Source organism: Thermococcus camini (assembly GCF_904067545.1).
Taxonomy (GTDB): Archaea; Methanobacteriota_B; Thermococci; order Thermococcales; family Thermococcaceae; genus Thermococcus; species Thermococcus camini.
Window position 1 is genome coordinate 702,591 of record NZ_LR881183.1, and the last position, 17,193, is coordinate 719,783.

19 protein-coding genes are annotated in these 17,193 nt (G+C 56.0%); 13 read left to right on the plus strand and 6 right to left on the minus strand.

Annotation, left to right across the window (positions count from 1 at the left end; genetic code table 11):
- Positions 1-30: 30 nt before the first annotated feature.
- The 5 genes from TIRI35C_RS03730 to TIRI35C_RS03750 all read left to right on the plus strand — a co-directional run bounded on the left by TIRI35C_RS03730 (position 31) and on the right by TIRI35C_RS03750 (position 3,340).
- Positions 31-621: an exosome complex RNA-binding protein Csl4 gene (locus tag TIRI35C_RS03730; RefSeq protein ID WP_188201781.1), complete on the plus strand. Its 591-nt coding sequence runs from the start codon at positions 31-33 to the stop codon at positions 619-621.
- Positions 622-623: 2 nt separating this feature from the next.
- Positions 624-1,256 carry a DUF2067 family protein gene (locus TIRI35C_RS03735; RefSeq protein ID WP_188201782.1) on the plus strand — a complete coding sequence of 211 codons (633 nt, stop codon included), beginning with the start codon at positions 624-626 and terminating at the stop codon, positions 1,254-1,256.
- Positions 1,246-1,533, plus strand: coding sequence for a DNA-directed RNA polymerase subunit L (locus TIRI35C_RS03740; protein WP_139680419.1), 288 nt, complete (start codon positions 1,246-1,248; stop codon positions 1,531-1,533). Before TIRI35C_RS03735 ends, TIRI35C_RS03740 begins: the two co-directional genes overlap by 11 nt.
- A gap of 107 nt (positions 1,534-1,640) precedes the next feature.
- Positions 1,641-2,957 carry a hypothetical protein gene (locus TIRI35C_RS03745; RefSeq protein ID WP_188201783.1) on the plus strand — a complete coding sequence of 439 codons (1,317 nt, stop codon included), beginning with the start codon at positions 1,641-1,643 and terminating at the stop codon, positions 2,955-2,957.
- Positions 2,954-3,340 carry a ribonuclease III family protein gene (locus TIRI35C_RS03750; RefSeq protein WP_188201784.1) on the plus strand — a complete coding sequence of 129 codons (387 nt, stop codon included), beginning with the start codon at positions 2,954-2,956 and terminating at the stop codon, positions 3,338-3,340. The genes TIRI35C_RS03745 and TIRI35C_RS03750 overlap by 4 nt, the downstream gene beginning before the upstream one ends.
- Here TIRI35C_RS03750 and TIRI35C_RS03755 read toward each other — a convergent pair.
- Positions 3,335-4,141 (minus strand): sugar phosphate isomerase/epimerase family protein, encoded by an 807-nt coding sequence (locus TIRI35C_RS03755; RefSeq protein ID WP_188201785.1) that lies wholly within the window; start codon positions 4,139-4,141, stop codon positions 3,335-3,337. The genes TIRI35C_RS03750 and TIRI35C_RS03755 overlap by 6 nt on opposite strands.
- Positions 4,142-4,235: 94 nt before the next feature.
- Between TIRI35C_RS03755 and sppA the strand changes: the two genes are divergently transcribed.
- Genes sppA through TIRI35C_RS03770 form a run of 3 tightly spaced genes read left to right on the plus strand, consistent with a single transcriptional unit; the run spans position 4,236 to position 6,712 of the window.
- A complete protein-coding gene (gene sppA / locus TIRI35C_RS03760; RefSeq protein ID WP_188201786.1) occupies positions 4,236-5,240 on the plus strand; it encodes a signal peptide peptidase SppA in 1,005 nt (334 codons plus the stop codon).
- A 10-nt stretch (positions 5,241-5,250) separates the two neighbouring features.
- On the plus strand, positions 5,251-5,727 hold the full coding sequence (locus tag TIRI35C_RS03765; protein ID WP_188201787.1) for a PH1570 family protein: 477 nt from the start codon (positions 5,251-5,253) through the stop codon (positions 5,725-5,727).
- On the plus strand, positions 5,717-6,712 hold the full coding sequence (locus TIRI35C_RS03770; protein ID WP_188201788.1) for an AI-2E family transporter: 996 nt from the start codon (positions 5,717-5,719) through the stop codon (positions 6,710-6,712). Before TIRI35C_RS03765 ends, TIRI35C_RS03770 begins: the two co-directional genes overlap by 11 nt.
- Here the strand turns inward: TIRI35C_RS03770 and folP are convergent.
- Positions 6,702-7,520, minus strand: a complete 819-nt coding sequence (gene folP, locus TIRI35C_RS03775) for a dihydropteroate synthase (protein ID WP_188201789.1) — start codon at positions 7,518-7,520, stop codon at positions 6,702-6,704. The genes TIRI35C_RS03770 and folP overlap by 11 nt on opposite strands.
- Positions 7,501-7,818 (minus strand): hypothetical protein, encoded by a 318-nt coding sequence (locus TIRI35C_RS03780; RefSeq protein ID WP_188201790.1) that lies wholly within the window; start codon positions 7,816-7,818, stop codon positions 7,501-7,503. Before TIRI35C_RS03780 ends, folP begins: the two co-directional genes overlap by 20 nt.
- Positions 7,819-7,907: 89 nt before the next feature.
- Here TIRI35C_RS03780 and TIRI35C_RS03785 point away from each other — a divergent pair, with 89 nt between their 5' ends.
- The 4 genes from TIRI35C_RS03785 to TIRI35C_RS03800 all read left to right on the plus strand — a co-directional run bounded on the left by TIRI35C_RS03785 (position 7,908) and on the right by TIRI35C_RS03800 (position 11,662).
- Positions 7,908-8,876, plus strand: a complete 969-nt coding sequence (locus TIRI35C_RS03785) for a beta-ribofuranosylaminobenzene 5'-phosphate synthase family protein (protein WP_188202998.1) — start codon at positions 7,908-7,910, stop codon at positions 8,874-8,876.
- Position 8,877: 1 nt separating this feature from the next.
- Positions 8,878-9,669, plus strand: a complete 792-nt coding sequence (locus TIRI35C_RS03790; RefSeq protein ID WP_188201791.1) for an N-glycosylase/DNA lyase — start codon at positions 8,878-8,880, stop codon at positions 9,667-9,669.
- 200 nt (positions 9,670-9,869) lie between these two features.
- Positions 9,870-10,739 (plus strand): ABC transporter permease subunit, encoded by an 870-nt coding sequence (locus TIRI35C_RS03795; protein ID WP_188201792.1) that lies wholly within the window; start codon positions 9,870-9,872, stop codon positions 10,737-10,739.
- 5 nt (positions 10,740-10,744) lie between these two features.
- On the plus strand, positions 10,745-11,662 hold the full coding sequence (locus TIRI35C_RS03800) for an ABC transporter ATP-binding protein (protein WP_188202999.1): 918 nt from the start codon (positions 10,745-10,747) through the stop codon (positions 11,660-11,662).
- A gap of 3 nt (positions 11,663-11,665) precedes the next feature.
- Here the strand turns inward: TIRI35C_RS03800 and TIRI35C_RS03805 are convergent, their stop codons facing one another.
- A complete protein-coding gene (locus TIRI35C_RS03805) occupies positions 11,666-12,931 on the minus strand; it encodes a UbiD family decarboxylase (protein WP_188201793.1) in 1,266 nt (421 codons plus the stop codon).
- 67 nt (positions 12,932-12,998) lie between these two features.
- Here TIRI35C_RS03805 and TIRI35C_RS03810 point away from each other — a divergent pair, with 67 nt between their 5' ends.
- Positions 12,999-14,399, plus strand: a complete 1,401-nt coding sequence (locus tag TIRI35C_RS03810; protein WP_188203000.1) for a DEAD/DEAH box helicase — start codon at positions 12,999-13,001, stop codon at positions 14,397-14,399.
- On the opposite strand, the gene truA is transcribed toward TIRI35C_RS03810, so the two are convergent.
- Entirely contained in the window at positions 14,346-15,149 is an 804-nt protein-coding gene (gene truA, locus TIRI35C_RS03815) for a tRNA pseudouridine(38-40) synthase TruA (protein WP_188201794.1), read from the minus strand. The two genes, TIRI35C_RS03810 and truA, sit on opposite strands and share 54 nt — an antisense overlap.
- A gap of 254 nt (positions 15,150-15,403) precedes the next feature.
- Positions 15,404-17,191, minus strand: coding sequence for a phenylalanine--tRNA ligase subunit beta (pheT, locus tag TIRI35C_RS03820; protein ID WP_188201795.1), 1,788 nt, complete (start codon positions 17,189-17,191; stop codon positions 15,404-15,406).
- Between the last annotated feature and the right edge of the window lie 2 nt (positions 17,192-17,193).

The following is a 17,193-nucleotide window of genomic DNA, read 5'->3' on the forward strand; positions in this document are numbered from 1 at the left end:
CCGGACTGCAACTTTCATGGAGGTGGAAGAATGGACGAAAAGAATGGCGCAAAAAGCGGTGATATCGTTCTTCCCGGTGACTACCTCGGCGTCATCGAGGAGTACTTCCCAGGGGAAGGTGTTAAGGAAGAGAACGGCGAGCTCTACGCCGTGAGGGCGGGGAAGGTTGTAATCGACCAGGACCGGATGGAAATCAGCGTTGAACCTGTCACCGACACCCCGCCCCTGCCGCAGGTGGGCGACGTGGTCATAGCGAACGTCATAGAGGTCAAGCCGCAGGCGGCGATAGTCCAGCTCATTAAAATCGAAGGAAGAGAGGATGACAGGGAGATAGCCACCTCGAAGCTCGCCGGAATCCATATATCCCAGGTCAGGGACGGTTACGTTGAGGGCATGTCCACGGAGTTCAAGGTCGGCGACATCGTGAGGGCCAGGGTCATAGCGAATGAGAAGAGTCCCATACAGCTCTCCACAAAAGGGCCGGACCTCGGTGTGGTCTATGCCCTCTGCTCCCGCTGCAGGACCCCCCTGGTGAGGCGCGGCGACAAACTCATCTGCCCGCGCTGCGGAAGCGTCGAGACGAGGAAGCTTTCCACCCTTTACAGGAAGATGAGGGTGTGAGCATGGCGAGGGCTAAGAAGGTAATAACCATCCACGTCCGCGACGACAGGGAGAAGGAGGAGTTCATGCGGGAGCTTCAGCGCCTTCGCCTGCCAGCGTTCATATACGTCCACGGCAAGCTGAACGACCTGAAGATAAACGTCCAGGGGACGAAGGAGGACATCCGAGAGGCCATCCGCAGGATAAGGGAGATACACAACCGCGTCAGGGCCAAGCTCTACCCCGACAAACGCGGTCTCTACAGGTACACCATAGACGACCTCTTCAGAGAGGCAGGGGCTAGTGTCTCAACCCCCATCCTCGTAAAGACCCTCGAGCTCCTGGGCGAAACCGTTGAAGTGAGGGAGGGGGAGCTGGTAACGTCCATGCCATGGGAGGAGCTGGTCTCCCTGACCGGAACCCTTGGTGGATATCTGTCAGACATTGCCCTCCAGACAACGCGGCAGATAAGGGAGGTCGTCCTGCCCGCCGCCGTTGCCTACGACCTTGAACCGGAGGACGTTATCGACCTCCTGGTGGAGCTCGGTCTCGCCGAGTGGAAGGAGGATAAGTTTAAATACGAACTGGTGAAGAACAAGGAGCAAGCGCTGGAGATGCTGATTAACCACTTGAAGGGTGAGGAAAATGAAGATTGAGGTCATCAAGCGTGAGGAAAACGTCCTTGAGTTCTACCTTGAGGGTGAAGACCACACCTTCGCCAACCTGCTCAACGAGGTGCTCCACGAGAACAAGCACGTGACCTTCGCGGGCTACACCATCGAGCACCCGGTTCTCATGGCGAGAAAGCCCAAGTTCAGAATCGTCACCGACGGCAAGGTTACCCCCGAGAAGGCCCTTGAGGAGGCCGCACAGAAGGTGTTCGACAGGGCCAGAGCGGTTCTGGATGCCTGGAAGGCCGCTATAGGCGAGTGAGTTTCCTTTTCTCCTTTGATGTATTCCACGCGGCGATTTCCGAAACCCTTAAATTTGGAACTCTTCTAACTTCCAGTTGAAATAGATACATTTCGAGGGGTGGAATCTTGAGGCACCCTGAGCGAGCCCTTGCCCTCATCCTACTGGTCGGTCTCACAGTCCGGCTTGCCCTTGCGCCCTATTCGGCGGGAAGCGACCTTGCCCAGTTCTACGGCTTTGCCGGGACTATGCTTGAAAAGAAGGCTTGTTTCTACGCATATGCCGATTGGATCGGCTACTCCGGCAAAGGCTGGCCGTACCCATGGCCCTATGTTTACGGGCCCGTCCTGGCGTATCTCCTTGCAGTGATCAGGTTGCTGGTGGGTGGTTCGGTCGAGGCATTCTGGAGCGGCGGCGTTTACCACGTCTACGTGGACCCCACCTGGGCATTCGCCGTTAAGCTGGTGTTCATAGCCGCCGATACTGCGGTCGCTCTTCTCATCTACGCCCTCCTCAGGGAGAGGGGAACGTGGGAGAGCGTCGTTGGAAGCGCCCTCTACTATCTAAACCCCATGGTGATCCACGTCTCTGCGGTTTACGGCATGTTCGATGCCGTCCCCCTGGCAGTTTTCCTCCTCGGACTCCATCTGCGGAACAGGGAAAACATCTCGCCCGCTTTCCAGGGCCTTTCTCTGGCGATCAAACACACCCTCCTGTTCCCTGCCGTCGTTTCCCTATGGGAATACCTCCTGGGAGGAGTTGGGGGTCTCAAAAAAGCCGCACTTCTCTTTGCGGGGGCCGCCGTGCCGTTTCTTCCCATGCTACTCCTCTGTCCGTCGAGCCTGCGCACGCTTCCCCGGCTGATGCGGGGAATTGAAGTCGGGTATCCCCTTCCGTTATCGTACAGCATGAACGGCTTCGTCAGCCTGCTCACGTACTTTCACGAGGCTCATGGGGTTGAGACGCTGATTTTTATCGAGCACTGGTACGTCCCGGCAGGTATCCTTCTCTTCCTCACCCTTGTGAGGCATTCCTTTGAAAGAAACCCGGTAGTTTCCGCCTCGCTTGCCTACGCCACCTTTACCGCTTCCTACTGGCGCGTTAATCCCCAGTACCTCCTTCCCCTGGTCTCGTTTTTGATCCTCGTCGCCTTCAACACCCGGGGGAATGTCAGGCTGATCTCACTCTTCACCGCCTTTTACATCGGGATATGGCCTATCCTCCAGCCGAGCGAGTTCTGGTTTCACGTCCACCTGCGGAACCCCAACTGGGCCGTTGTCAGGTTTATGGGCCACTTCACGATTGGGGTCTGGGGCGATGTTCCCTACGTCGCCTATTCTCTGGTTCTGAGTATCCTGCTGTATGCCCTCCTCCTGGGGAGCACCCTGCCGTACCTCAAAAACCTTAAAGCCTGGCTCTCGGAGAAGTCTGGGGTGAGAGCTTGAGGTACGAGAGAAACTTCACCGACAAGGGGCTTGCGAAGCTCGGCGACTCGCTGGTGAACTTCGTCTTCTCGCTCGCTTTGAGCGAGTATCTGGACAGACCCACCGGTGAGAGGGTTCCGAACGCGTCGCTCACGATAGCCCTCGAGCTGGCCGGGCTGAGGCACGTGGTTCCGCCGAGGACCGACAAGCATGGTAAGGGCGACATAGCCGAGGCAATCTTCGCCTACGCGTGGCTCGAGGGCAAGATAACTGTGGAGGAAGCTGTCGAGATTTTGAGGGAGAACTTCACCGAGGACGTTACGCACTTCTCAAGAAGAAAGGAATCGATAGGGAGGGCCTTCGCGGAGGTTTTCAAGGTGATAGGGGAGAGGTTGGGGTTATAAGCTCGTCAGAAGCTCTATCAATCCCTGCTTCGTCGGGACCTTCATGAACTTCTCGGGGTCCTTCACCTTCAGGAGCAGGGGGACGTCGCCAAACAGCTTGAGAACCTTTCCAAAGGGTATGCTTCCCTCGCCGGGGAGAAGGTGAAGGTCGCCGACACCGTAGGCGAGGGCATCCTCGGGCTCAACCTGCGGGAAGAGCTTTCCGAAGTTGTCGTGTATCATGAGGATTACGGTTTTGTCTGTTCCCAGCTTTACGTCCTCGAGCAGCTTGTCCGCGTCACCCTGGGCGCTGAGAAAGGCGTGGGCGACGTCGAGGGCGAAGCCGACGTTCTTCCTGTCCACGTTCTCGACAACGTAGAGCGTGTCCTTGACGCTGAACGTGTTCTCGAGGGCTATCTTTATCCCGAACGGGCCCACCATGTCCGCAAGCTGCTGGAGGGCCTCTATTTCGAGGTCGAGTCTTCCGGTCCTTCCGCTCTGCATGACGATAACCTTGGCGCCCAGCTTTATCGCGACGTCCGCTATAGCCCTTGCAACGCGGAAGTGACGGGTGTAGTAGATGTGGTCGCGCAGATTAACGGAGGTGGGCATCCTGACGATGTAGTCGATTCCGACGCCCCTCAGGGTCGTCTCGATGTTTTTGAGCTTTTTCTCAACAACGACGCCGTTCTTTATGAGGCCGAGCGTGTGTGGGAATATCGAGACGAAGTCGTAGTTCTTTATCTTGACGTCCGCGAGCACCGACGCGAGGGTCTTGTCCTTCGTGACGAAATGCGGATAGACCGTAATTCCTATCTCCATGCTACCACCTACAAGAGAGTGTGCCGCTGGATATAAAAGCTTACCGAGGGACAGGGTTTAAAAGTTCCAGGCGGAACATCTTCCGGGTGAGTGGATGAGGGAAAACATCTGGAAGTACATATCCGCAGTTCTCATACTCCTGCTCGCCGCCTCAAGCGTGGCGGTGGTGCTGCTCTACATGCAGAACTCGGAGCTGAAATCTTACACCCCTTCGAACGTCTCCCCGGTAGTTGTGGAGACCTCACTGAACGCGACGTGCAACGAAACGGCTTACAGGCTCCAGATAGAGGAGCTCCAGAGGCAGCTGGACTTCATGCGGGCCCAGCTCAGGGAGAGGAACATGCCCGAAGACAACACGACGATAGCCGTCGTCCCGATATTCGGCCTGATTGATGAGTACACCGCCCTCAGAATCGTACCCCTTCTAAGGGACATTGCCCGGAACGACTCAATCGGAGGCGTTGTTCTCTGGATAGAGAGTCCGGGTGGATACGTGGGGCCTGTGAGGGACATCTACGCCACGGTTCGGAAGCTCAACCTCATTAAACCCGTGGTCGCCTACACCGGTGGCATGGCGGCATCGGGTGGGTACTACATCGCCGCAGGCGCCGAGAAGATAATAGCGGATCCCCTCGCGGAGGTGGGCAGTATCGGCGTCATCTACGTCCACTACAACCTCCAGAAGAACTACGAGATGAACGGCATCAAGGTCGATGTCTTCAAGACCGGGCCCTATAAGGACACCGGCGCGGAGTGGCGCGACCTGAGCGAGGAGGAGCGCGAGATGATAGCGGAGAGCATTGACACATATTTCCAGGCATTCCTCCAGGCGGTGAGTAGCGGGAGGAACATGCCGCTCAACGAGACCAGGAAGTATGCAACCGGCCAGACCTGGTTCGCCATGAACGTGACCGGCTCCCTCGTGGACGAAACCGGCGACATCGACCGTGCCCTGAGCATCCTCTCAGAGGAGCTAAACGTCACCAACCCGCGCGTGGTCATATACAGCGGGGACTCTCCTTCGGATTTTGGTATCTTCGGAAGCACGGCCCTCCTGCTTGATCCGCGCTACGTGAGCGCTTACCTGAAGACAGGCTGAGGTGATTGGAATGCTCTGTGAGGAGAAGCTCGAGGTATTTGAAAACGGATTCCGGGATGAGAAGTTCAACCTCGAGGTGGAGTTCTACGGAAGGGACGCCAGAAAGCTTCTCCTTGCAGTGATAAGGGAGCTTTACCTCCCCGATTATGGGGAGGACTACGTCTATCCCTTCGAGTGTGCCAAGGAGTTCTGGGGCATCCACATGGAACCCTCCGAGATAGTTACCGGGGAGTTCCGGCCGAGCCCCATCAAGTTCCTCAACCGCAGCGTTCTCAATCGCCTCGAAAAGGCTCTCGAGGAGATCGATGCGCCAGGGGAGGTTAAAGGTGCCATAGACTTCGAAAAGGCCGAGGTTCACAGGCTCAGGAAAGGTTTATTAGCCCTGGGGAAGAACTTTATACTCGGCGAGGGATACATAATCGTCTTCAACAAGCCCGCTGCGAGGGAGCTCATACTGAAATATCTGGGGATGCTGGATGGAGCTTGAAGCCGCAGTCTGGATCGCGATATCACTCGTAGTTCTCTACCTCGTCTGGGAGACGGTTAGCCCTATCCTTTCTCCCCTCATACTCGCGATAACCCTGGCTTACATCCTCTATCCTTTCCACGAGCGCCTCTCCAGGAAAACCGGAAAGCGTGTTTCGGCCTTCATCATGACAGGTATCCTCACGATCCTGACGTTTCTCTTCATGATCGGCTTTGCCCTCTGGATAAACGACGTCAAGCAGTCCCTGGCGTACTACATGGATGCCTTTTTCAGGTGGCTGCTTGGCTTCCACCTTCCCCCCGCAATCTACGAGCTCATCCAGCGCCTCGCGGAGGATATTCCCACGCGCTTTGAGGAGTACGTTCTCGGCTACACCTACTCCCTTCCCAAGCTCTCCCTTCAGGCCATCGTGATGGTCTTCGCGTTCTACGGGATCCTCGTGAACACCGAGACAATACGGGAGGAAGTTCATGCTCTCCTTCCGCAGGACAACAGGGAACTGGCCCTTAAACTCCTGAACAGTGCTGGAAGGACCCTTCACAGCCTTCTCCGCGGATGGCTCGCCCTGAGCATACTCAAGGGCGCGGCCATAGCGGTAGGCTTCTATCTTTTCGCTATAGCCGACGCCGGCGGGGCGATAGCGGCCGGTATCTTCACGATAATCTTTGAGCTCCTCCCCGTCCTCGGGGGATGGATAGTCTGGCTGGCCGGGGCGGCCTATCTCTTCGGCATCGGAGGGACTGCCGCGGCGGTCGTCTTTGCACTCTACGGTGCGGTTTTCGTATCCCCGATGCCGGACTACATCCTCAGGTCCCGCCTGGGCGAGAGGGAGACAGGGGTAAACGCGCTGATAAGCCTTGTTGGAATCTTCGGGGGTTACATAGCCTTCGGCTTCGTCGGCCTGATAATCGGCCCCGTTGCCCTGTCACTCCTCGGAACCCTGGTTGAGGAATGGAAGAAGACGAAAGAAGCGGCTATGGCCTAAACTTCCTCATGAACGCCGCCATCTTAACGGCATCGAGTGTTTCCCTGACGTCGTGTGTCCGGATTATGTTGGCTCCGTTGAAGACGGCCACCGCCGTGGCGGCAAGGCTCCCCGGGAGCCTCTCCGTGGGGTCTTTTCTACTGGTTATCGCCCCTATGAACGACTTCCTGGAGACTCCTATGAGGATGGGCCGTCCGAAGATTTTGAGCATGTTGAGGTTCGCCAGAACATTTGAGTCCCACTCGTACCAGGGCGGCCATTCCGGACGGAGGAAGCCTATCGCCGGGTCTGTGGCTATCTCCTCGATACCGTGTCTCTCGGCTATGACGAGGCTCTCCTGCAGGAGGTCCACCACTGTGTGAATCGGGTCGCTGAGGTTCCTAACCTCCCCGTGGGCGCAGACTATCACGGGAGCGGTATATTCAGCCGCGACCTGCGCCATCCTGGGGTCGCCCTTCAGACCTGTGACGTCGTTTATAATGTCTGCCCCTGCCTTCAAGGCCTCCTCCGCGACCCTGGCACTCGTCGTGTCTATGCTTATCGGCACGTCCACGTGGTCGCGGATGGTTTTAATCGCCCATACTGCCCGCCTTATCTCCTCCTCGACTGGAATCTGGGTCTCTAGGTAGGGGGCCGTCGATTTGGCGCCGATGTCTATGAAAGATGCTCCTTCCTCAACCATCTTTACGGCGGTCTCGATGAGTTTCTCCTCGCCGTCCCTGACGCTCCCCTTGTAGAAGCTCTCAGGCGAAACGTTGATGACGCCCATTATCCTCGGCTCACCTAGGTCAACTCCCGCGAACTTCATGGTTCACACCAAGCTCGAGCTTAATGGCCATGAATAAAAAGGTTAGCGTGGCTATGAGGGTGGGCAGAAACGGGTCGACATTCGGGTCGTTGGAATGCACAGCGACCGCGAGGAGGCCGTTGACCGCGCTGAAGCCGGCCAGAACCGCCTCGTCGGTTACCTTCGCCTTGAGCCTGTCGAGGACGTGGAAGAGATACAACTCGGTCACGAGGGGCGCTATAGTTAGTATCCCAATCAGTCCAGTGAATATCGTGAGGATGTACAGGGCAATCCCAATTGCGTCATCGCCTTCCCCCATATTATCACCGTGGGGTGTAATATTGGAGATACTTAAAAGTTTTGCCAACCGTTAAAAATCGATAACCCCAACTCTCCCCGGTGACGTTCATGCTAATCCGCACTCCGAGGAGGCTTCATCTGGGTCTCATCGATCCATCGGCCACCTTTGGGAGACGCTTTGGAAGCCTTGGCGTTGCCCTTGAAGGTGGCTATGAGGTCAGAATCGTCGAGGGCGAGGCCATGGAAGTGATTGCAGATGGGGAAGACAGAAAAACCATCGAGTTCGCCATAAAGAGGATGAACTCCGCCTACGAAACCGGAGTCAACTACATCGTCGAGGTCAGGAAGGCCATCCCCCGGCACGTTGGTCTCGGCTCCACGACTCAGCTCAGCCTGGCGGTCGCGATGGGAATAGCCCGGCTTAACAACCTGAACGTCTCTGTTGAAGAGCTGGCCAAGGTTCTTGGAAGGGGAAGGAACGGTGGTGCCGGAATCTACTCCTTCGCATACGGCGGATTCGTCATAGACGGCGGCGTTAAAAACGGCATCCCACCACTGATATTCCGCGAGGACTTCCCGGAGGGGTGGGCTTTTCTGCTGGTTATTCCCGAGCTCAAGCCCGGCCTCGACGAGGAGGAGGAAAAGCCCGTTATGGCTGGTGTCGTTGGAAGGGCCGACGTCGCCATGGAGATAAGCCACAGAATACTGCTCGGCCTTCTTCCTGCCTTGAAGGAGCAGGACGTGAGAACCTTCGGTGAGCACCTCTCCGCGATACAGAGGCTCGTGGGAAAGCACTTTGAGCCGTACCAGGGTGGGGAGTTCAGGGGGGACGTTAAACTAATACTCGACTTCCTGGCGGAGAAAACCTACGGTTGTGGCCAGAGCAGCTGGGGGCCGACCGTTTACGGGCTGATCAGAAGGGAGGAGTTTGGGGGACTCAGAGCAGAGGCACATGACTTCCTGCGTGAGCACGGGATAAGGGCGAAGGTTGAGCTCGGCCTTCCGAACAATACCGGGGCGGAGATAATTGGGGAGAGCGCGTTCCTGGAGAGGCTGATAAAATCTGTGGGTGGTTAGCTTGACGCTCGATAGGTTCATCAAGGTAAGATACCGGGCCGACGAGGAAAAAGTGAGGATCCTCATGGAGATTTTAAGCGAGCTCGGCATCGACTGCGCCAGAACCATCGAGGAGAGGGTTGACCTCCAGTTCGATGCCCTCAAAAACCTCCATGCGAACCTTGGGGACGATGAGCTCTTCATCAAGCTGGTCATAGCGAATTCCATTGTGAGCTATCAGCTGACGGCGAAGGGCGAAAGGTGGTGGTGGGAGTTCTCCGAGCACTTTTCCGAGAACCCACCAGCAGGAAGCATAGCCGAAGCCTATGCCGATTTTCTGCCGAATTCGAGGACCAACAGAAGGCTGGTCGCCGGGAAGGTGAGGAGGCTGGAGAGGCTCGAACCTTTTCTCGATTCGCTCTCCCTACGTGACCTGAGGGACTACTACTTCAACGGCATGGAATGCCTTCGTGACGAGCTTTCAAAGGGCCTCGGCTCAAAGAGAAGCGCCAAGACGATAGTCTTCGCGGTTAAGATGTTTGGCTACGCGGGCAGGATAGCCTTTGGGAAGTTCGTGCCGTATCCAATGGCCATCGAGATACCAGATGACGTGAGGATAAACGCCTATACAAAGAGATTCACGAACGAGCCGCCGGTGAGCTTCTGGAACAAGATTGCGGAAGAGACGGGTATCCCACCACTGCACATAGACTCTATACTCTGGCCTGTCCTAGGGGGGAATAAGGAGGTCCTGAGAAGAGTGAGGGAGCACTGTCCAAAATGGGAGGACGTTTTGAAGCTGGCTTCCCTCTAAGTTTCCCAATGATTCGCGGCTTCATTTAATCTTCACTCGGGCTATCCCCTGGAGAAAGAAGACCTCGTGTGCTTAATCTATCGGGACTCCGATTGGTGCTAGGATGGGATGCTTCAACTCGATTGACAAAATTTTTATACTTCTTGCGTTAATTTTAATCGGGAGTAGTTTACTCCAATACTGCAATGGGGGGTACATCTATGCTTTGGGGGTTTCAGCTTGAGTTTAAGCAGAGCCTTCGAACCAAGAAGCTCTGGGTTATCCTGGGTGTCATGATGCTTCTGTACATACCTGGGTTCTACTTCCAGAAGGCCTCTGGAACGGAAATAGAAACCGTTCAGCAGGCCGTTTCGGTTCTCATAGGCAACATCAACGGGCTGGGCGGCTTTTTCATCGCCATACTCGCCCTTCTGATGGGGGCCACCGCGATAAACAGCGAGATAGAGAAGGGAACGCTGCGCGTTGCCATGAGCAAGCCGATAAAGCGGCTGGGCTACATCGGCGGCAAGTTCCTTGCCCACACGGTGGTTGTGCTGATGGCGCTCCTTCTGACGACCCTCGTGGGAATAGTCGGCCTGGCGTGGCTGGGCGCCCCAATGGGGAGTCAGCTCGTCACCGACTCTCTCCTGCTTAACGGTCTGCTGCTCCTGGCAATGATCCAGCTTATAGCGCTGGGCTACATAATCTCCACCACCGTGAAGTCTTCCAGTACCGCACTCGGTGTTGCCCTTGTGATAGTGTTCGTGGTCTTCATGATAATGCCCGCCATAGTTCAGTTTATGGCCGCCAAGGATACCATAATAAGCGACCACCCCGACTGGGAGGCGTACCAGGAGAAAAGCAAGGAGTACAAGACCAGATATCTCTTCTACGTTCCAACTACCCAGATAGACGTCATAGTCAGCGATGCCACAAAGGTTACTGGAGACATAGAGAACCCGCAGGTAGAATACGTGGGAATAGGGGGTGCCATACTGAAGAACCCCGTTAACCTGGGCATACTCTTTGGACTCACCCTCGTCTACCTCGCCCTGGCCTTTTACCGCTTCCTCCGCATGGATCTGAGGTGATGGCTATGATACGAATCGAGAATCTGGTCAAGGTTTACGGAGACGTTCGTGCCCTTGACGGCCTGAGCCTTGAGGTCAGGCCCGGCCAGATATACGGCTTCCTAGGCCCCAACGGCGCCGGAAAGAGCACCACCATCCTCAGCACCCTCGGTCTGATCTTTCCTCAGGCTGGTAGGGTTCAGCTCTTCGACCTTGAGGTCTTCAGGGACGGGAAATTCGACGAGAACAACCTCGTTGAGGCCAAGAGGAGAATAGGCTACATGCCAGAGCATGCCACCCTGTGGGACTTCATGACCCCCATCCAGACCCTTGAGATAATCGCCGACGCCTTCGGAATCCCGAAGGCCGAACGGGAGAAGCAGGTCAGGGAGCTTCTTGAACTGGTCAACCTGTGGGAGGAACGGGACAGAAAGGTCGGCAAGTTCTCGAAGGGTATGCGCCAGCGTCTCCTGCTCGCCCAGGCGCTCATCAACGACCCCGAACTGCTCATCCTCGACGAGCCGATGACGGGCCTCGACCCGACTGGAATAGCGGAGTTCAAGGACATCATCAGGGAGCAGAAAAAGGCCGGGAGGACGGTCTTCTTCTCAAGCCACATTCTGGCGCACGTTGAGGAGATATGCGACACCGTTGGCGTAATAGTCAAAGGCAAGCTCCGCGTTGAGGGCAACCTTGAGGGCATCAAGAAGGAATTCCTCAGGAAGGCTGGGTACACGATAGTTTTAGAGACAAACGTTCCAGTTGACTTTACTGGAGTCGGGTGGAAGGTCACGCCGCTGGGGGAGAAAAAGTACCGCATAGTTGCGCCGGACGACATCAGGGAGGAGGTTCACGATTTCGTTGCCACACAGGGGGCTAAGATTCTCACCATGCAGGTCAAAGAGCCGAGCCTTGAGGAGATATTCCTCAAGATGGTGGAGTGAGGGCTAGAGCTTAGCCCTCTCGAATTCTTCCTTTCTCTCCAGCGGTTTGGTTGCGTCTATTCCCCACTTTGCTGTCAGGCTCTTCTCCGCAGAGGGGTCCAGGGAACTGCCCCTGGCGTTGGGGATAACCACAAGGTCCCTGTCGGCCTGGAAGCGCGTTGCTATCGCCCATTCCACTTCTCTGTCGTCGTATATGTCCACGTCCTCATCCACAACGACCACGTGCTTCAGGCTCGGGTGCCCGGCGAAGGCAGCAAGAATCGCATTCTTTCCGTCCCCGTCGTGCTGTTTGGTTATGCTCACCACCGCGTGGAGCCACATCGCACCGCCCTCGGTCAGTCTTACGCCGTGAACTCTGGGAACAACCCTCTTAACGCTCGCGTAGATCTGCGGCTCCTTCGGCAGGCCCATAAGCATGAAATGCTCGTAGCCGCCGGGGAGAAGGGCATGGAAAACCGGTTCATCGACGTGGTACATTCTCTCAAAGACCACCACCGGCTGCTTCCTCACGTAGTCGTAGGTTCCGGTTATATCGACGAACGGTCCCTCGTCGGTCAGCTCGGGGAGTATCTTGGCCCCGAAAACGAACTCCGTCTCAACCGGGACGGGTATTCCTCCGAGGTCGAAGACTTCGAGGGGTCTTCCAAAGGCCCTCCGACTCATCGCCGAGGCTATCTCAAGCTCGCTTATGCCGTAGGCCACGCTCGTGGCTCCGGCAAGGAGGATGTGGATCGGGTTCCCGACGACTATTCTGACGTCCAGCTCCTCCCCAGCCTCTGCCTTTTCCTTCCACATAGCGTACAGATGCCTCGGAACGAGCCTTATGGCGGCTCTTTTATCGTCAATGACCATCATCCTGTGGAAGGACATGTTGACAAAGCCATTCTCGTCCCTGGCTATGACCATGGCGGATGTGAAGTACTGACCGCCGTCCTTGGGGTAGTACTTTGGAATCGGAAGCTCGGTTAGTGAGAAGTCCCCGGTTGAGTTCGCCATGAAGGGGGCGCCGTCAACCGTCCTGTAGGGTTCGGGATTTTCCATGGCCCATGTCATCGTGTGAAGTATCTCCTCCCTCTCGATACCAAGGTAAGATGCAATCCTTTCCCTGGTGCTCCAGATGTTGCCCGCGACTTCCCATCCGTCCACGTCTTTGAAGAGGACGGGCCTATCGCGGTACTTCAGAAGATAACGCGTTACCCCGAGCTCTTTGCTTACCTGCTCCTTAACAACGACTGCATCATCAAACCGTTCAATGATTTCCCCCAGCATTCTATCACCTTAGTTTGATGTTCCAAAAGGCCTATAAAGTCTTTTTCCAAACTTTCGGCGATTGGTCATGCCTACGGTAACCCTCCGAATTCCCGATGGCTCCGCACTGGTTCGGATTGAGAAGGCAGATCCACAGGTGTATTTCAAAATCTACGAGCTGCTCAGCTACAAAAGGGACTTTGGCAAATGGGAAAAGCCAGAGAGCCTCTACGACCCATATGAGAAGACTTTTCCCGTTGGGGTTCTTCCGAGGGTCAAGAAGTTTCTCAACTGCAAGGGATACCGCGTCCGCGTGAAGGACGAGCGGCAGGTCAGGGGTGCCAAGCTGAACTCCACGTGGAACGAAAACTACAGCATGCGCAGGTATCAGGAAAGGGCGGTTAAAAAGGCCCTCCGGGAGAAAATGGGTGTTCTGGCTCTTCCGGTTGGAAGCGGTAAGACCGTCGTTGGGCTGAGGATAATCCACGAGCTCGACCTCTCCGCGCTGATAGTCGTCCACACGAAGGAGCTTCTCTACCAGTGGGCGGACAAGGTTAGGGAAGTTTTGGGCGTTGAGCCGGGCATAGTCGGGGACAACAAATGGGAGGAGCGCGCCGTTACCATTGCCATGATACAGACCCTTCTCTCGAGAGGCGCGGAGAAGCTCCAGAACGAGTACGCGATCCTCATGTTCGACGAGTGCCACAGAACCTCCGCCGCCGAGAAGTTCTACCAGCTTGGCCTTTCGCTGCCCCAGGTATACCGCTTTGGCCTATCTGCGACGCCGTGGAGGCGCATACGCGGTGAGGAGATCAAGATAGAGGCCGTTGTTGGGCCCACCATATTCGAGGTTCGCGCTGATGACCTCATAAAGGAAAAGTTCCTTGCGAAGCCGCGCTTTGAAATAATCACCTACGAGTCGAGCATGCCCTCCTTCAGCGAGCGCTACAAGGAACTGTACGAGGACATGATAATGAACAACGACGAGAGGAACCGGGCCGTGGCGGAGAAGGCCGCCGAGCTCGCCCGGAAGGGGCACCGAGTCCTCATCGACGTCAGGAGGATCGAGCACGGCAGGATACTCCGGAAGATGCTTGGCGAGATGGGCGTGAAGGCGGAGTTCCTGAGCTCAAAGAGCTCCAACCGCTGGGAGATACTTGAGGCGTTCAAGAACGGAGAGATTCCGGTTCTCATCTCGACACTCCTCAAGGAGGGCGTGGACATACCGGAGATTTCGGCGATAATACTTGCGGGAGGCGGCAAGAGCGATATCATGACGATTCAGACAATAGGGCGCGCCCTGAGGCCGAAGAAGGGAATGAAGGCCGTTATAGTTGACGTTCAGGACGACGACCCCTTACTCTTCACCCACTTCATCGAGCGGCAGAAGGCGCTCAAGCAGTACTACGGTAAATACTACGACAGGGAGATGGCCTCAAAGCTCGAGGAGAGTGTCACCAAAAAGGGCCGCCCTCGTAAGCGCTCTTGAGTAGCGTTCGAACAGGTCGCGTTTTGCTTTTTTGATTCCCCTTTCATCCGCCTGGAACTTCACGTCCGGGTATTCCATATGCCAGAGTATGAGTCCCTCGGGGGGCGCGGGGGGAACTTTTTTGCCATACTGTCCCTTGAGCATCATTTCGACCGTTTTGGGCTCCATGAGGCCAAGACCGCAGAATCGGATTGCGTTAACTATTCTTCTCGCCATCTCCCACAGGAAGCTTTTTCCCTCGATTTCGATGATGTAGTAGCCCTGGCGCCCTATGACCTCAACCCGGAGGAGCTCTCTGATCGGATCCCTGCCGGGTTCAAGCCGGGAGAATGCCGAAAAGTCATGTTCGCCAACGAAGAGCGCCGCGCACTCTCTCATATCGCGCTCATTGAAGCCCTCGTCAACCTGGTAGTAGCGGTAGGTCTTTGACCTCGCCTGGAACCTGGGGTGGAATCCCTCGGGAACCTCAGCAACGCCGAGAACCCAGAGATCCCTGAGGTGGTGGTTGAGAACCTCCGCGCGAACGAGGTCCGGTCTCGAGGCGACGTCAAAGGCCACGACGTTGAAGATTGCTGAAACTCCCCTGTCCGTTCTCGAGGCCCCCTTGAAGTTCGAGCTCTCGGCGTCCCTTATTATTCCGAGCTTCGACAGGGCCTTTATCAGCTCCCCTTCGACGGTTCTAACGTCGGGCTGCCTCTGAAAGCCATAGAACGCGCTGCCATCGTATGCCACTCTGAGTGCGAACCTCATGGTTGTTGGATGGGCCAGAGGGTATAAATGTCTTTTCCACGGTGCTGGTTGATACTGCGACGGATTATTTTGCAAATGTAAACCTCAATTTTGGATGCTGTTCAAGCGGGAGCGAGAAAAATTGATAAACCACGTCCACAAAGTGTACCCGGAGGTGGGAGGATGGATGCGATAATAGGGATTGAGGTGCTTGAGAACGTGACGAACTTCGAGATAATGTGCGCCCTTCTGGAGAAGAGGATAAAAATAGAGGATTAGAGGTACGGCGCCCGATAGAGCGGCCTTAGGAACATTTCAAACGCCGCCACGGGCATTTCTATTCCCCAGTTTTCCAGGACTGCCGGGTGGACCTCCCCGATGATGCCGATCGGTTTTCCTTCGACGACTATTTTTCCTGCCCTCCCCGGAATGAAGCTCGGATGATCAATGCCCTCGAGCTCGTACCTGAAGCCGAGGTGGTGCATCACGCTCTCAAGTATCTCCTTGGCCTCGGTGAAGGTAACGCGCGGGTGGGCGAGGGCAACAGCCAGCTTGCTCTCACTGACCGTTTTGGTCTCCCTGCTCTCGTCTATGAGTGTAGCCTTTCCGACCTCGAAGATTCTCTGCGGGTACTCCTCGTGGGTGTTCTGGCTCAGGAAATCGAGGAGGCTTGGGATGAGCCAGACCCTCAGGGCGGACCACTTGGGGCTTATGGGGTTCTCTATCTCGACGAGCTCCGCCGGCGGGTGGCTGAAGCGGTCCTCACCGGGTTCGAGCAGCATCTTTCCGTACTGGGATTCCCTGTTCGTCAGGTTGAAGGTCATGACCTCCTGGAGGCCGTAGCCGACCATGAGCTCCCTGACGGCATCCTCGAACTCGATGAACTTGTCGCCCCTTCCCTGGACGGCAAGCTTTGGCTCCTCAGGTTCGATCTCGTTATAGCCGTAGGCTATGAGGACATCCTCCAGAACGTCGCGGGCGTGCATTATGTCGTCGCGGAAGGCGGGATAGAGGAGGTTTGCCTTCCCGTCAACCAACTTGACATCGTACATCATTCTCTCGAGGAGGTCTTTGATCTCCTCGTCACTCAGCTCGAGCCCGGTGAGCCTCTTGATGTAGTCGAGCTCAACCTTGAAGGATTTGGGAGTTAAATCCGGTGTTTCAATTACTAACCAATCTGTTAGTTTCTCAATAGTTCGTAGTTTATCTTCAACATCCGGGGCTAAATAACTAACTAACTCATTAATATCCATATCAGGGTATACTACTTCCACACTCTTTATCTTCCCCCCGCGTTCAGCTAAAGCGGTAACCACGACGTTCAAAGCCAGCATGACTTTGTTCAGGTCCCAGCCGGTCACGTCGATGAAGACGTTTCTCGTCTCCGGGGTCACCCTGCCGGTTATCTCGGAGTTTATAATCGGGGGCATCGAGAGAACCTTACCCTCGCTGTCCACGAGGAGCGGGTAGTAGGGCTTGTCCTTGATGAGGTGGCCATACTCCCTGCCCTTCTCGTGCTTCTCAAGTATCTCCTCGAGAGTCATCTCCTCCTCGAAGCCCAGCGGAACGAACTTCTCGCTCTTCTCAGCGGCGCGGTAGTATATTGGCGGCTTCACCTTATCAAAGTCGAAGATGCCTATGGCGACCTCTCTTCTCCTCCTCCCGAAGGTTAAGGCCACCTTCTCCTGGAGGTTGATCATCTGCTTTAGCGCCTCTTCATCGAGGTTCAGTCCCTCAACTATTGCGTAGACACCATACGGGCGGATGTTCTTCAGCTTCCCGTCAACGTAAACCGTTACGCCGCTGTCTTCCACTTTGTACCCGGGAAGACCGCTCTCGAAGCCGAGCGCCCAGCGTATCTGCCTTGCTATTCCCTCGGCGCTCCAGAGGTCGGGCCTGTTGGTGTCCTTTGAGTCTGCCTTGAAGTAGATTTCACCGTCCTCCTCCCAGACGTCGTCCAGCTCGCACTTCGCGTAGAGGAAGAGGTCCTCCCACTCCTCAACGGTGAAGGTCTTCCCGACGAGCCTTTCCAGATCCCGCTTTGACACATCGAACTTGGGCATGG